The 13,615-nt window shown below is 50.1% G+C and carries 12 protein-coding genes; 10 read left to right on the top strand and 2 right to left on the bottom strand.

Annotated elements, in window-relative coordinates; translation table 11 throughout:
• Positions 1-224 precede the first annotated feature (224 nt).
• The 4 genes from MYS68_RS38240 to ltrA (MYS68_RS38255) all read left to right on the top strand — a co-directional run bounded on the left by MYS68_RS38240 (position 225) and on the right by ltrA (MYS68_RS38255) (position 5,228).
• Entirely contained in the window at positions 225-1,298 is a 1,074-nt protein-coding gene (locus MYS68_RS38240) for an isocitrate/isopropylmalate dehydrogenase family protein (RefSeq protein ID WP_248930753.1), read from the top strand.
• Positions 1,295-1,957 (top strand): class II aldolase/adducin family protein, encoded by a 663-nt coding sequence (locus MYS68_RS38245; protein ID WP_248930754.1) that lies wholly within the window; start codon positions 1,295-1,297, stop codon positions 1,955-1,957. Before MYS68_RS38240 ends, MYS68_RS38245 begins: the two co-directional genes overlap by 4 nt.
• A complete protein-coding gene (locus tag MYS68_RS38250; RefSeq protein ID WP_248930755.1) occupies positions 1,954-3,237 on the top strand; it encodes a four-carbon acid sugar kinase family protein in 1,284 nt (427 codons plus the stop codon). Before MYS68_RS38245 ends, MYS68_RS38250 begins: the two co-directional genes overlap by 4 nt.
• Before the next feature lie 665 nt (positions 3,238-3,902).
• Positions 3,903-5,228 (top strand): group II intron reverse transcriptase/maturase, encoded by a 1,326-nt coding sequence (gene ltrA / locus MYS68_RS38255; RefSeq protein ID WP_248924450.1) that lies wholly within the window; start codon positions 3,903-3,905, stop codon positions 5,226-5,228.
• An 89-nt stretch (positions 5,229-5,317) separates the two neighbouring features.
• Here the strand turns inward: ltrA (MYS68_RS38255) and MYS68_RS38260 are convergent, their stop codons facing one another.
• Together MYS68_RS38260 and MYS68_RS38265 are read right to left on the bottom strand one after the other, a co-directional pair.
• Positions 5,318-5,722, bottom strand: a complete 405-nt coding sequence (locus MYS68_RS38260) for a substrate-binding domain-containing protein (protein WP_248930756.1) — start codon at positions 5,720-5,722, stop codon at positions 5,318-5,320.
• Between the two features lie 69 nt (positions 5,723-5,791).
• On the bottom strand, positions 5,792-6,193 hold the full coding sequence (locus MYS68_RS38265; protein WP_248930757.1) for a LysR family transcriptional regulator: 402 nt from the start codon (positions 6,191-6,193) through the stop codon (positions 5,792-5,794).
• A gap of 129 nt (positions 6,194-6,322) precedes the next feature.
• On the opposite strand from MYS68_RS38265, the gene MYS68_RS38270 reads away from it, so the two are divergent.
• From MYS68_RS38270 to MYS68_RS38295, 6 genes are all read left to right on the top strand, one after another.
• Positions 6,323-6,871, top strand: coding sequence for an HD domain-containing protein (locus MYS68_RS38270; protein WP_248930758.1), 549 nt, complete (start codon positions 6,323-6,325; stop codon positions 6,869-6,871).
• Positions 6,872-6,924: 53 nt separating this feature from the next.
• A complete protein-coding gene (locus MYS68_RS38275; protein ID WP_248930759.1) occupies positions 6,925-7,368 on the top strand; it encodes a tripartite tricarboxylate transporter TctB family protein in 444 nt (147 codons plus the stop codon).
• A gap of 29 nt (positions 7,369-7,397) precedes the next feature.
• Complete coding sequence (locus MYS68_RS38280; RefSeq protein ID WP_248931156.1) at positions 7,398-8,903, top strand: tripartite tricarboxylate transporter permease; 1,506 nt, start codon at positions 7,398-7,400, stop codon at positions 8,901-8,903.
• 38 nt (positions 8,904-8,941) lie between these two features.
• Positions 8,942-9,973 carry a tripartite tricarboxylate transporter substrate binding protein gene (locus MYS68_RS38285; RefSeq protein ID WP_248930760.1) on the top strand — a complete coding sequence of 344 codons (1,032 nt, stop codon included), beginning with the start codon at positions 8,942-8,944 and terminating at the stop codon, positions 9,971-9,973.
• Between the two features lie 720 nt (positions 9,974-10,693).
• The gene (ltrA, locus tag MYS68_RS38290; RefSeq protein WP_248924450.1) at positions 10,694-12,019 is read left to right on the top strand and encodes a group II intron reverse transcriptase/maturase; all 1,326 of its coding nucleotides are present in this window, start codon (positions 10,694-10,696) and stop codon (positions 12,017-12,019) included.
• Positions 12,020-12,173: 154 nt separating this feature from the next.
• A protein-coding gene (locus tag MYS68_RS38295) for an IS1182 family transposase (RefSeq protein WP_248930650.1) occupies positions 12,174-13,531 on the top strand; the annotation gives its coding sequence in 2 pieces (ribosomal slippage) (positions 12,174-12,738 and positions 12,738-13,531; 1,359 coding nt in all).
• Positions 13,532-13,615 lie beyond the last annotated feature (84 nt).

The following is a 13,615-nucleotide window of genomic DNA, read 5'->3' on the forward strand; positions in this document are numbered from 1 at the left end:
GATAATCATCAGGTTGAAAAATACCAATATGTTATCACAGTTCATAACGGATGCTGATGATAGCGACCGGAGGCATTCCCCTACTCCGAAGCGACGTATCTTTTTGAACACGTAAAGCATAATTAAAAGCTATGGCACTCAATTCGAATTAAATATTTTAACTCATTCTCCGGGCGGTATATATTTTAGGTAGATTTTAATTACAGAAAGGGATGGCAAAACAAATGGCTACTTACAAAATCGGCGTCTTGTATGGAGACGGCATCGGTCCGGAAATCACGAAAGCGACGGTTGAGGTGCTGAAGGCTGTGGCAGAGCGCTACCCCGGCACAAAATTCGATTTTACCCCACTTCCAATGGGATGGGAAGGCATTGAAAAACATAATGATCCGATTCCTCCATATACAAAAGACGCGCTGAAAGAAACGCACGGATGGATCATGGGGCCGCACGACTCCGCCGCTTATCCGCCCGAGCATAAGGTGGGCCGGAATCCGAGCGGCGAGCTTCGCCACTATTTCGACCTGTACTCGAACGTCCGTCCGGCCAAAACCATGCCGGGCATTAAAAGCGTTGTAGGAGAAGCGGATTTGGTGATCGTCCGCGAAAATACGGAAGGCTACTACTGCGACCGAAATATGTTTTCAGGCGCGGGGGAATGGCAGGTCACCGAAGATTTGGTCATCTCCGCAGGTGTTTTTACGAGAAAAGCTGCCGAACGTATAGCGCATGAAGCGTGCCGGCTGGCGATGAAGCGCCGTAAAAAAGTAACGATCGTCCATAAGGCAAACGTCATCAAACTCGGCACCGGATTGTTCCTGAAGGTTTGCCGGGAAATCGCTCAGCAGTATCCGGAAGTGGAAGTGAACGATTTTCATATCGATGCGATGACGGCTCACTTGGTAAGGCGCGCCCGCGATTTCGACGTGATCGTGACGGAGAATATGTTCGGCGACATACTTTCCGATTTGGCGGGGGAGCTCGTCGGAAGCCTGGGACTCGCCCCGTCCATCAACACAAATAACGACCAAGCTATGGCGCAAGCGGCTCATGGTTCGGCACCGGACATTGCCGGCAAAAACATTGCAAATCCGATAGGAATCATGTTATCTACGGTGATGTTCCTGGATTGGCTCTCTGCGCGCCATAAAGACCAGGAAGTAGGCCAAATCGCCCGTCATATGGAGCAATCCATCTTGACAACGGTCGCCGAAGGAGAGTGTACCCGCGATTTGGGAGGCCAAGCCACGACTTCCGAATTTGCCGAAGCCATTGTCAGAAGAGTGGCCCGCGTATGAACGAAACGAAGAACCGGCTGATCAAGGCGGGACGTTACATGCTGTCCAACCGGCTCGCTTGGGGCACATCCGGCAATATAAGCGCCAGACTCGATAAAGACCGGATGCTGATCACCGCATCGGGGACGTTTATGGGGGAGCTTGCGGAGGACGATTTTGTGGAATTTGACATCGTCGCCGGCACGGCCAAAGGCACAAGAAAAGCGTCCAAAGAAACGCCGATGCATACGGGAATCTACAAAACGCGTGAAGATGCAGGAGCGATCCTGCACTCTTCGCCTTTTTACACGACACTGTTTTCTTGCAGCAATGAACCGATATACTCCGAGATGTTTATTGAGACCATGTATTATCTCGAAAATATCGCTTATGTCGATTACTGCCATCCAGGCACGAAAGAGCTGGGGGAAGCGATCGCTGAGCAAACGTCTTATGCCAATGTCATCATGATGCGTAACCACGGTGTGGTTGTTTTCGACGACAACGTCGACGAAGCGATGATGCGGCTGGAGACATTGGAGATGGCTTGCCGCATGATTTTACAGGCCAAAGCTTCAGGCGTTCAATTGGTCCGGATTCCGGACCAGGTCGTCCGCAGTTTCTTGGAAGAATCCAAGTACAAGCCCAGAAAAGCAATGAAAGGCAGGTTGCCGGAATGATCGGAATTGTTGCGGACGATACGACAGGGGCCAACGACATCGGACTCATGTTCAGCGGAAATCGCTATTCGGTGAAAGTGGTCACTTTTCACGAGACGATGCAGCTGGAGAAGGATGCGGATGTGCTGATCATCGATACGGACAGCCGTCTCGATTCGCCGGAGCTTAGCTACGACAAGGTGTATAAGGCGACCAAGAAGCTGCAGGAGCTGGGCTGCCGTATGTACTACAACAAAACCTGCTCCGTTTTCCGCGGGAATATCGGGAAAGAGCTCGATGCCATGCTGGATGCGCTGGGAGAGGATTTCGCCGTCATTACGCTCGCGTTTCCCAAAAATGGAAGAAAGACCTTATACGGTCTCCATACGGTGCATGGGAAGCTTTTGGAGCATTCGGAATTCGCCAACGATCCGGTTCATCCGATGAAGCAGTCGAATTTGGTTTCCATTTTGCAGGAACAAACGGAGCGCAAGGTAACTCTTATCGACATAGATACGGTTAGGCAGGGAGTTGAAACGCTTCGGAAAGCGATCGAAACGGTTCGCGGCGAGTACAATTACGTGATTATCGATTCGGAAAGCCAGTCTGATTTAAGCATTGTAGCCGAAGCCGTCCGCGATTTCCCTGTGCTCTGCGGCAGCTCGGCGATAGGGGAAGAGCTGCCCAAGTTTTGGCCGGCTAAACAAGGAGAAAATATACTTGATCGGGTGGACGTGTCCGACAGCAACGGGGTGCTGATTGTTTCGGGCAGCTTGACCCCGCAGACCCGGGCCCAAACGACCTATCTGATCGACGCCGGGTACCCTGCGATTGTTTTGGACTCGCGAAACGTGCTTGCCGCCGACCGTCAGGAGGATGAGATCGCATCCGTTACCGGTCGCGCTCAAGCACTTTTGGCAGAAGGCAAAGACGTTCTCGTCATGGCGGATAACCGAGAAGAAGTCGTTGCCCAAACGAAAGTAATCGGCGCCACGCTGAGGATGGATCCATTGACGGTCAGCAAGGCTATATCCGCCGCTCTGGCGGAGGCTGCTGCCCGGTTGGTTAATCGGACGGGGCTTAAGCGGCTCGTTGTAGCGGGGGGAGATACCTCCGGCACCGTTTGCCGCAAGCTGGGGATTCAAGGGAACTATGTCCTTAAGGAGATTGAAACCGGACTTCCCTCGGGTCTGGCGATCGGGCGGGATATGCTCATCGTTCTTAAATCCGGGAGCTTCGGCCGCACCGAATTTCTCGATCATGCGGTCCGGCATTTAAAGGAGCTCTCGCAGCGCCTCTAAGAGGCGCTGCTGTTTGTGCGCTTGGCAGCGCATCGTACTAACGGGTGAAAGTCCCGAGCGCACCGCGGGGTGGCGGAAGCGCATAGCCGACTGGTAGTGCTCTGGCCGTAAGGGAGGGTGCGGAGGATCAGAAGGCAAAACCCGGAACAGGCGGCATGAACCATGTTGGCTGGCGAAGCCGGATAACCCTGCAAGAGAAGGGGACGTCCTATACCACCATAGGCTTCGAAAGTTAGGAGGACTGGATTCGGGGGAAAGACGATGACGTGACCCAAGGAGGGCTTATCGTCTTCCGCATAGCGGTAAACTCTTTTCAAGGCTTATAGGGCTAAGACAGAATGATGGATGGTGAGCAGTCATACGAAGGGATAGTAGTGAGAAAGCTTGCCGGAAAAGCCGCAATGGCAAGTGAACCGACACCAACGTTGTCGGTGCAAGCTTAGACCCAAAAGGCAAAGACTTGGTGCGAAGCCCGGAACCGTGGAAGAAAAGCATAACCACCTAGGAAGCCGTCATGTGCCAGACAGAAGCCGGGGAGCCAAGAAGAGCGAAGAGCCGGGGCTGAACAAAAGGGTAGGCCGTCTGGGGCGGAGTACCGAAGGGGAACCGGAAAGGCTGAAAGATTAGCTATACGTCCGGAAACTGAAAGGGAAGGAACACGAGACATGAAGGAAGGAAAAGGAGAGGTAGGCTTTCGTGAGGGAGTAGAAGTCCCGAGAAAACGCAGATGGCACAGCCTCATCGACAAGATATGGGCGATGCCGAACCTTGAGGAGGCATTCCGGGAGGTCAAGCGCAACCGGGGAGCAGCGGGAGTAGACGGAGTGACCATAAAGGTATTCGAGAGTGAACTGGAGCGTAACTTAAGAACGCTTCAGCAGGAGCTGCGGGCGAAGGCATACAAGCCGATGCCGGTCAGGCGCATGTACATTTCCAAGGAAAATGGGGGTCAAAGGCCGCTCGGGATACCCGCAATTCGCGATCGCGTAGTACAGGCGGCGACCCGCCGAATCCTCGAACCGATTTACGAGGCGACATTTATGGAGTGTAGTTTTGGGTTTCGCCCGGGACGCAGTGCACACATGGCGCTGGAGAACATTCGGAAAGATCTCATGGATGGATACGTTTATGTGATCGACGCCGACCTGAAATCGTATTTCGATCTCATTCCACATGACAAGTTGCTTAAGGCCGTCAAGGAAGAAGTGGTGGATGGTAGTGTCCTAAAGCTCATAGAAAGCTTCTTAAAGTCCGGAGTCATGGAGAACGGAAGTTTTCACCTGAACGAGCAAGGAAGTCCACAGGGTGGGGTTATTAGTCCGCTTTTGGCGAATATCTACCTAAACCCGCTGGATAAGCTCATGACTGAACGGAAGCACCGTATAACACGGTACGCCGATGATTTTGTGATCTGCTGCAAATCCCAAAAGGGGGCAGAGAGGGTACTCCAAGGTGTTATTCGTCTACTGGAACAAGAGCTTGGGCTCAAAGTACACCCGGAGAAAACCAAGATCGTGAACAACTTGGAACAGTCCTTTATGTTCCTAGGTCATGAGTTTAAACCGGGATTTTGGGTTACTCCATCCTCGAAAGCCAAACAGAAATTTAAAGAACGCGTGAAAGCAATTACGCGGCGGAACCAAACGGTGAATGTGGAACAGCTGATCCGAAAGAAGTTGAATCCATATTTACGTGGATGGGGTAGCTATTTTGGCTGGGGCAACGTAGGAAGTCTGATGAGAGAGTACGATGCATGGATAAGGAGAAGGCTCCGGATGGTACAGTTGCGGAGCTGGAAAAAGCCGAAGAACTTCTACAGGGCACTAAGAAAGAATAAGTGGAGGGGAGAGCTTCCCAAGATGCGTATGTTCGCATGGAGAAGCTCGCTATCCAAGCCAGCCAGTGTTGCAATGCCAAACGATTGGTTCAGAGAAAGAGGTCTCGTTTTTCTCGTAGACATCTATAATGAACATCATCCCCAGCGGGGATAAGCGCGGAGGAGCCGGATGCGATGACCCGCACGTCCGGTTCTGTGAGAGGCCCATGAATTCATTCATGGGCCTACTCGATTTTTGAAGGGTTACACGGATTCCGTCATGCCAAACGACTCCGTCATAAATTTTACAAAGGCACGAACCATGGATATCTGCAAAAATTGTTTGCGATAAAGAAGCCATGTCGGCCACATCAGGGGTTCTCCATCGCGGGTCATTAAATGGATGGTATGAAAACGGTCGTGATCTTCAAGAACGATGCCGGGCAATATGGAGTAGCCTAACCCGCTTGCAACCATCTTCTTGGCAATTTCCATATGATCCACTTTCATGCTCACTCTGGGCGGGGTGGGGAATTTAGCCTTCCACCAATTATCGATGAGCATAATCAATGCCGGATCCGGCTGGTAATCGATTCTGGGCAAAGAAGGGAGGTCGCTCAGATCGATCTTATCGTTTGAAATGACCAAAATAGGTTCTTTGCAAAGCAATGTTTTTTCATCCGCCCATTGGGGTCCCCCCGTACGATACCGATATGGACCTCTTGTTTGTACACGGAATTAAAGATATCCATGTTTAATCCGGTTCTTACAGTTAAATCGACTTGAGGATTGACTTGATTGAATTTTTTTCAATACTTGCGGCAGCTTGTACAAAGCAAAACCTCTAGAACAGGCAAGACGCAAAGTACCTTGGGCATGTCCGCTTAAATTCCATAATTTTTCTTTGGTTTCCGCCAATTTTTGCAACATCTCGTTGGCATATTGGGCGAGAACTTCGCCTTGTTCGGTAAATTCTACGCCTCTCCTTCCTCTATGGAAAAGCGTGACGCCGAACTCCTTTTCAATTTGATTCAAACGATGGGACAAGGAAGGTTGCGATAAGTATAAATGCTTCGCCGTTTTCGTAATATTTCTCTCATCGTACAGCAGCTTAAGAATAATCCAATCTTTTTCTTCCAAAAATGAACATCCTCCTTAACATAGAAGAAATCTATGAAAAAACATAAAATATGCGTATTTTATTTATTTCTAATCGTACGATACAATTCAGGTAGATTCAAGAAAATCAGCGAAAAGGATGAGAAAATCATGGCTAACTTGCGAAATCTTATTATCGAAGCATTGCCCGAATTGCAGCTGATCGGGAACGAAGATTACAAACAAGCTGTCGTCGACATTTGGGAAGAAGCGTACAGGGAATCGGGATGGGAACATATCGAAGATGTGCCTAAAAACGATATTGTAACCGCATTCAGCAATTTGCAGCATACACGCAGCGTTACGCTTCAAGCTATCGCCTGTGCGGACATTATTGAAAAGATTCACCGAATTTCGGTAAACCGGGACGATTTGATTACGGCCTCCTTGCTCCACGATATAAGCAAATGCTTTGAATATGCCAGAGAAGGCAAACATAAAACACGCTATGCGAAGCTTATGCAGCACGGAGTGTATACGGTTCACAAAGCGATCGAACATCGGCTGCCGCTCGAAATTCAACATATGATCGTGACTCATACGGTGGCATCGAAGATTTTGCCTCAGACCGTGGAGGCATTAATTCTTCATTATGTGGATTATCTGGATTCCGATATCCTTTTGCATGCGATAAACAAGCCGATATTTTTAAAGAAATAAGGATTCGCCGGATCGTTTCGAAGACAATCGATATTATACACGGGAGGGGAAGTATGCGAGCTGACCGGGTTGGGGGAATCATCAGTTTGATCTTCGGCGCTGTCTCGCTGGCGGAAGCGGTGCGTTTATATCCCGCAAAAATCAGCATGTTCGTCGGAGATCATACGCTGCCGGGAGTAATAGGTGTGTCTCTGATTATACTCGGAATCGTCATGGCCGTTGGAAAAGGTACAAAATTCGAGGTCGTTTTTCCTGAACGTAATACAATCGTAAAAATGCTTCTTGTTTTCGGACTTTTGTTTGCTTACTGGTTCAGCCTTCAATATTTGGGGTACAACATCAGCACTTTTATTGCATCCGCCTGCTTGTTCAGGATGATGGGCTCGTACAATTATACGAAATGCACGGTTTACTCCGCATGTTTGACAGCGGCTTTATATTTGATTTTTATCTATTGGTTGGAAATGCCGTTTCCAACCGGGATATTTGATATATAAGGGGGGATTCGGAATTGGAAGCTTTAGGCATGTTATTTAACGGCTTTTTGGATGCGCTTACGCCTCTCAATTTGGCCATGGCCGTGATGGGGGCTCTGGTCGGCACATTTGTCGGGATGCTGCCGGGGCTGGGACCGACCTCCGCCATTGCCATCCTGCTCCCGCTCACGACGGTACTCGGTCCGGTTCAAGGCGTGATTATGTTAGCCGGCATATATTACGGTTCCATGTATGGGGGCTCGACGACGGCGATTTTGTTAAATATTCCCGGTGAGGTTTCATCGGTGCCGACATGCTTGGACGGTTACCCGCTTGCCAAACAAGGAAGAGGAGGTCCCGCTCTCGGCATTGCAGCAATCGGATCTTTCGTCGCAGGGACGATGGGCGTGATCGGACTTGTATTTTTTGCTCCCCTGCTTGCCGATCAAGCATTGAAGTTCGGGCCGCCCGAATATTTCGCATTAATGGTGCTGGCGGTAACCGTTATCGTAAACTTGGCGGGGAATTCCATCGTCAAAGGATTGATCATGGGTCTTATCGGATATTTATTGTCCATGGTCGGACTGGGGCCGGTAGGCGGACAGATGCGGTTCACCTTTGGCGTGGATGCTCTGTCTGCCGGAATTGATATGGTTAGCGTCGTGATCGGTCTGTTTGCCCTTACCGAGGTACTGAAGGGAATGGAAGAAAAGCAAACGGCGATTTCATCGGGAAGTATTGGAAGCGTTTACCCGACGAAGGACGATTTGCGGAAAAGCTCCAAAGCCATGGTCCGGGGAGGGCTCGTCGGCTTTCTGTTAGGTTTGCTGCCGGGCTGCTCGCCGGCGGTTACCACTTTTATGGCCTACGACCTGGAGAAGAAACTGTCCAAGCACCCCGAAACTTTCGGACACGGAGCGGTGGAAGGGGTAGCGGCGCCGGAATCGGCGAATAATGCGACCAGCTCCGCCGGGTTTATCCCACTCTTTGCACTCGGTATCCCCAGTTCTCCGGCACTAGCCATTTTGCTTGCCGGTCTGATGATTTACGGACTGACCCCTGGGCCGCTCCTTTTTGAGCAAAACGGCGGTTTTGTATGGACCATTATTGCAAGCATGTTCATCGGCAATATAATGCTGCTCGTTTTGAACCTGCCTTTGGTCGGCGTGTGGGCGAAGCTGACGCAAATTCCTTACGGCATCATGGCTCCGGCCATTTTTATCCTCAGTATTATCGGAGCCTACACGGTAAGAAACAGCATGTTCGATGTGCTGGTGGCTTTAATTTTCGGGGTGCTGGGCTACATTTTCAATAAATATCGCTGGCCGGTTGTGCCTCTTGTATTGTGTTTTATTTTGGGCCCGATGCTGGAAAGGTCGTTCGTCCAGTCTTTGTCCATGTCGGCCGGCGACTTTTCGATTTTCTTCACGCATCCGATTTCGCTGACGCTGCTTATTCTTTCCGGTGTTCTGCTGATCGTTTCCATTGCGCTGATTAAACGTACGAAGCAGCAAATCAAGGCAGCCGTTGGTACGGAAGTCAGCATTGCCGAATAGGGATGTTTGTTGAATTTAAATTTGAGGGAGGATTTCGAATGAAAAAAAAGGGATTCGTTAGCTTGCTGGCCGTGGCCTTGCTTACAGTCACGATGTTATCCGGCTGCGCTGCACCTGCGGCTAAAGGTTCTGCCGGCAATGCCGCTGCGGCAAAAAAAGAAGATCCGAAATACCCGACGAAACCGATCGACTATGTTGTAAGTTTTGGTGCGGGAGGCGGCAACGATATCATCGCAAGGGCTGTGGCGGAGTATTTGTCCAAGGAATGGGGGCAGCCGATCAACGTAGTCAATAAGGCGGGAGCCGGCGGCGCCATCGGTGTCAATGAAGCTCTGAAGCATTCCAAGCCCGACGGATATACGGTATTGGGGACAAGCGTTACGAACACCTCCACTCTGCTCGCCGGAACCGTTACCTTGCCTTTCACCATTGCGGACTTTCAATTTGTTTCAAAGGTCGTGGAGGACCCTCTTGCTTTTATAGTGAAGGAAGATGCGCCTTGGAAAGACTTCAAGGAGTTTTCGGACTGGGCCAAAAACAATACGGATCAGTTGACATATGCAACCCCCGGCCCGAGCGGAATAGCGACCTTCGCCATTTCGGAATGGCTGGACCTCATCGGAGCGGATTTCTCCAAAGCACGTATGATTACAACGGTAGGGGCTTCCGAAAGCATGCCCAAAATCGCCGGGGGCCATATTACGGTCGGCGTCCTTTCCGTCAGCGAGGCGGCTACTATGGTAAAGGCGGGCAAAGCGAAAATGCTGGCTGTCGTATCAGGGAAAAGGAGCCAATATTTCCCCGATGTTCCGACTGCCGACGAATCGGGAATTAAAATGACCGTGAAATGGTGGACCGGGGTAGCCGTTCCGGTGGGCACACCCGATAGTATAGTGAAAAAGTGGGATGAAGCGATTGCCAAAATGTCAAAGGATCCGGCTTTTCTGGAGAAACTTAAATCCATCAATGCGGAATCGTCTTACTTAAGCACAGCCGAAGTGACCAAGATGGTAAAGGAAGAAACAGAGAAGTATGTGGAAGTGGCTACCAAGAAAGGGTTGAGAAAATAAAAATAAGGTTAGCAAGCGAGCAGCTAAGGGCTGCTCGCTTCAGCCTGTTGAAAAACCCAACAGGCTACTTGTGCGCTTGGCAGCGCATCGTACTAACGGGTGAAAGTCCCGAGCGCACCGCGGGGTGGCGGAAGCGCATAGCCGACTGGTAGTGCTCTGGCCGTAAGGGAGGGTGCGGAGGATCAGAAGGCAAAACCCGGAACAGGCGGCATGAACCATGTTGGCTGGCGAAGCCGGATAACCCTGCAAGAGAAGGGGACGTCCTATACCACCATAGGCTTCGAAAGTTAGGAGGACTGGATTCGGGGGAAAGACGATGACGTGACCCAAGGAGGGCTTATCGTCTTCCGCATAGCGGTAAACTCTTTTCAAGGCTTATAGGGCTAAGACAGAATGATGGATGGTGAGCAGTCATACGAAGGGATAGTAGTGAGAAAGCTTGCCGGAAAAGCCGCAATGGCAAGTGAACCGACACCAACGTTGTCGGTGCAAGCTTAGACCCAAAAGGCAAAGACTTGGTGCGAAGCCCGGAACCGTGGAAGAAAAGCATAACCACCTAGGAAGCCGTCATGTGCCAGACAGAAGCCGGGGAGCCAAGAAGAGCGAAGAGCCGGGGCTGAACAAAAGGGTAGGCCGTCTGGGGCGGAGTACCGAAGGGGAACCGGAAAGGCTGAAAGATTAGCTATACGTCCGGAAACTGAAAGGGAAGGAACACGAGACATGAAGGAAGGAAAAGGAGAGGTAGGCTTTCGTGAGGGAGTAGAAGTCCCGAGAAAACGCAGATGGCACAGCCTCATCGACAAGATATGGGCGATGCCGAACCTTGAGGAGGCATTCCGGGAGGTCAAGCGCAACCGGGGAGCAGCGGGAGTAGACGGAGTGACCATAAAGGTATTCGAGAGTGAACTGGAGCGTAACTTAAGAACGCTTCAGCAGGAGCTGCGGGCGAAGGCATACAAGCCGATGCCGGTCAGGCGCATGTACATTTCCAAGGAAAATGGGGGTCAAAGGCCGCTCGGGATACCCGCAATTCGCGATCGCGTAGTACAGGCGGCGACCCGCCGAATCCTCGAACCGATTTACGAGGCGACATTTATGGAGTGTAGTTTTGGGTTTCGCCCGGGACGCAGTGCACACATGGCGCTGGAGAACATTCGGAAAGATCTCATGGATGGATACGTTTATGTGATCGACGCCGACCTGAAATCGTATTTCGATCTCATTCCACATGACAAGTTGCTTAAGGCCGTCAAGGAAGAAGTGGTGGATGGTAGTGTCCTAAAGCTCATAGAAAGCTTCTTAAAGTCCGGAGTCATGGAGAACGGAAGTTTTCACCTGAACGAGCAAGGAAGTCCACAGGGTGGGGTTATTAGTCCGCTTTTGGCGAATATCTACCTAAACCCGCTGGATAAGCTCATGACTGAACGGAAGCACCGTATAACACGGTACGCCGATGATTTTGTGATCTGCTGCAAATCCCAAAAGGGGGCAGAGAGGGTACTCCAAGGTGTTATTCGTCTACTGGAACAAGAGCTTGGGCTCAAAGTACACCCGGAGAAAACCAAGATCGTGAACAACTTGGAACAGTCCTTTATGTTCCTAGGTCATGAGTTTAAACCGGGATTTTGGGTTACTCCATCCTCGAAAGCCAAACAGAAATTTAAAGAACGCGTGAAAGCAATTACGCGGCGGAACCAAACGGTGAATGTGGAACAGCTGATCCGAAAGAAGTTGAATCCATATTTACGTGGATGGGGTAGCTATTTTGGCTGGGGCAACGTAGGAAGTCTGATGAGAGAGTACGATGCATGGATAAGGAGAAGGCTCCGGATGGTACAGTTGCGGAGCTGGAAAAAGCCGAAGAACTTCTACAGGGCACTAAGAAAGAATAAGTGGAGGGGAGAGCTTCCCAAGATGCGTATGTTCGCATGGAGAAGCTCGCTATCCAAGCCAGCCAGTGTTGCAATGCCAAACGATTGGTTCAGAGAAAGAGGTCTCGTTTTTCTCGTAGACATCTATAATGAACATCATCCCCAGCGGGGATAAGCGCGGAGGAGCCGGATGCGATGACCCGCACGTCCGGTTCTGTGAGAGGCCCATGAATTCATTCATGGGCCTACTCGATTTTCGTTCAATATCTTTAACAAATTACCGCGTTAATATGTTATAATGTAAATATACTCTTAAGGCGGTGGATCCTATGCTTCGTTCTAATCCGAATGTCCAAAATGAATATGAATTGGTGTGTATCGAGGAACTGGTTCATCCGGATCATCCTCTTCGTAAAGTACATAAGCATATCGACTTTTCCTTTATTCTCGACTTAGTCCGTCCTTATTACTGCGAGGATAATGGACGTCCCTCGGCAGATCCCATCATGCTTTTCAAGATGCTATTGATCGGGTATCTTGACGGCATTCGCTCCGAACGGCGGTTGGAAAGAGAGGTTTTCTCTAATAATGCTTATCGATGGTTTCTGGGGCTTGGGCTCAAGGATCGCGTGCCGGATCATAGCACCCTCAGCTACTTTCGTGAACGTCTTCAAGAAGGCGATGTACTTCAACAAATCTTCGACCGGGTCGTTCTGCTTGCTATTCAACATCGTCTCGTTGCCGGTCGGGTACTCATCACCGACTCAACTCATCTCAAGGCCAATGCGAATAAACGAAAGTTTGTTCAAGAGGAAGTAACCAAGAGTACGAGGGCCTACATGGAAGAACTGGACGAAGCAATTCGTGCCGATCGCGAGGCTCATGGAAAAAAGCTTTAAAGCCACGAGAGGAGGTGGAAGAAACCAAACTAACGAAGGTAAGCACAACCGATCCGGAGAGCGGTTATATGGTGCGGGACGGTAAGCCGGAAGGCTTTTTCTATCTCGATCATCGGACCGTCGACCACAAATACAACATCATCATGGATGTCCACGTCACTGCCGGCAATGTTCACGATTCTGTCCCTTACATAGAGCGTTTGGAACATATCATCAAGAAGTTTAAATTCGAAAAAACACTGGAAGCCGTCGCACTGGATGCAGGTTACTTCACGTCGCACATTTGCAAAAAGCTTCAAGACAAGAAAATATACGCGGTCATCGGAGGTAGAGCCTTTACCCCAGTTAAAGGATTAATGGCTAAGTGGCGATTTAAGTATGATGCGGAGAACAATGTGTATATATGTCCACAAAAACACGAATTGAAATATACGACAACGGATCGCGAAGGCTACAGACAGTATAAGTCGGATCCGAATCATTGTGCGAACTGCCCCATGCTCAAAGAATGTACCCGGTCCCGGAATCACCAAAAAGTCATCACCAGGCATGTATGGCAGGATAGTAAAGAGTGGGTAAAACAAAACGGTAGAAGCAAGTCCGGCAAATATCTCTACCGCTTACGATACCAGACGATTGAGCGAAGCTTCGCGGATGCCAAAGAGCTCCATGGGCTTCGCTACTGCCGATTCCGCGGCCGAAACAAAGTGCAGCAGCAAGCATTACTGACTGCACTATGTCAAAACATTAAAAAGATCGCCAATATCCTGGCTAAGAGGGCCGGATAAGAGGCGATCTTCTATTTTTAGGGCTAAATTCAAAAAATGATCCTACAAAAGCCCCGAAAAACCGGGGCTTTGTCAACAATCTGA

Origin of the sequence: Paenibacillus hamazuiensis (assembly GCF_023276405.1) — a bacterium.
GTDB lineage: Bacteria > Bacillota > Bacilli > Paenibacillales > NBRC-103111 > Paenibacillus_AF > Paenibacillus_AF hamazuiensis.

What these genes read in the sequence shown, in the direction of transcription:
- MYS68_RS38270 (WP_248930758.1), top strand. Translation starts at nt 6,323, where the DNA reads ATGGCTAACTTGCGAAATCTTATTATCGAAGCATTGCCCGAATTGCAG.
- ltrA (WP_248924450.1), top strand. Translation starts at nt 10,694, where the DNA reads ATGAAGGAAGGAAAAGGAGAGGTAGGCTTTCGTGAGGGAGTAGAAGTC.
- ltrA (WP_248924450.1), top strand. Translation starts at nt 3,903, where the DNA reads ATGAAGGAAGGAAAAGGAGAGGTAGGCTTTCGTGAGGGAGTAGAAGTC.
- MYS68_RS38245 (WP_248930754.1), top strand. Translation starts at nt 1,295, where the DNA reads ATGAACGAAACGAAGAACCGGCTGATCAAGGCGGGACGTTACATGCTG.
- MYS68_RS38250 (WP_248930755.1), top strand. Translation starts at nt 1,954, where the DNA reads ATGATCGGAATTGTTGCGGACGATACGACAGGGGCCAACGACATCGGA.
- MYS68_RS38275 (WP_248930759.1), top strand. Translation starts at nt 6,925, where the DNA reads ATGCGAGCTGACCGGGTTGGGGGAATCATCAGTTTGATCTTCGGCGCT.
- MYS68_RS38280 (WP_248931156.1), top strand. Translation starts at nt 7,398, where the DNA reads ATGTTATTTAACGGCTTTTTGGATGCGCTTACGCCTCTCAATTTGGCC.
- MYS68_RS38240 (WP_248930753.1), top strand. Translation starts at nt 225, where the DNA reads ATGGCTACTTACAAAATCGGCGTCTTGTATGGAGACGGCATCGGTCCG.
- MYS68_RS38285 (WP_248930760.1), top strand. Translation starts at nt 8,942, where the DNA reads ATGAAAAAAAAGGGATTCGTTAGCTTGCTGGCCGTGGCCTTGCTTACA.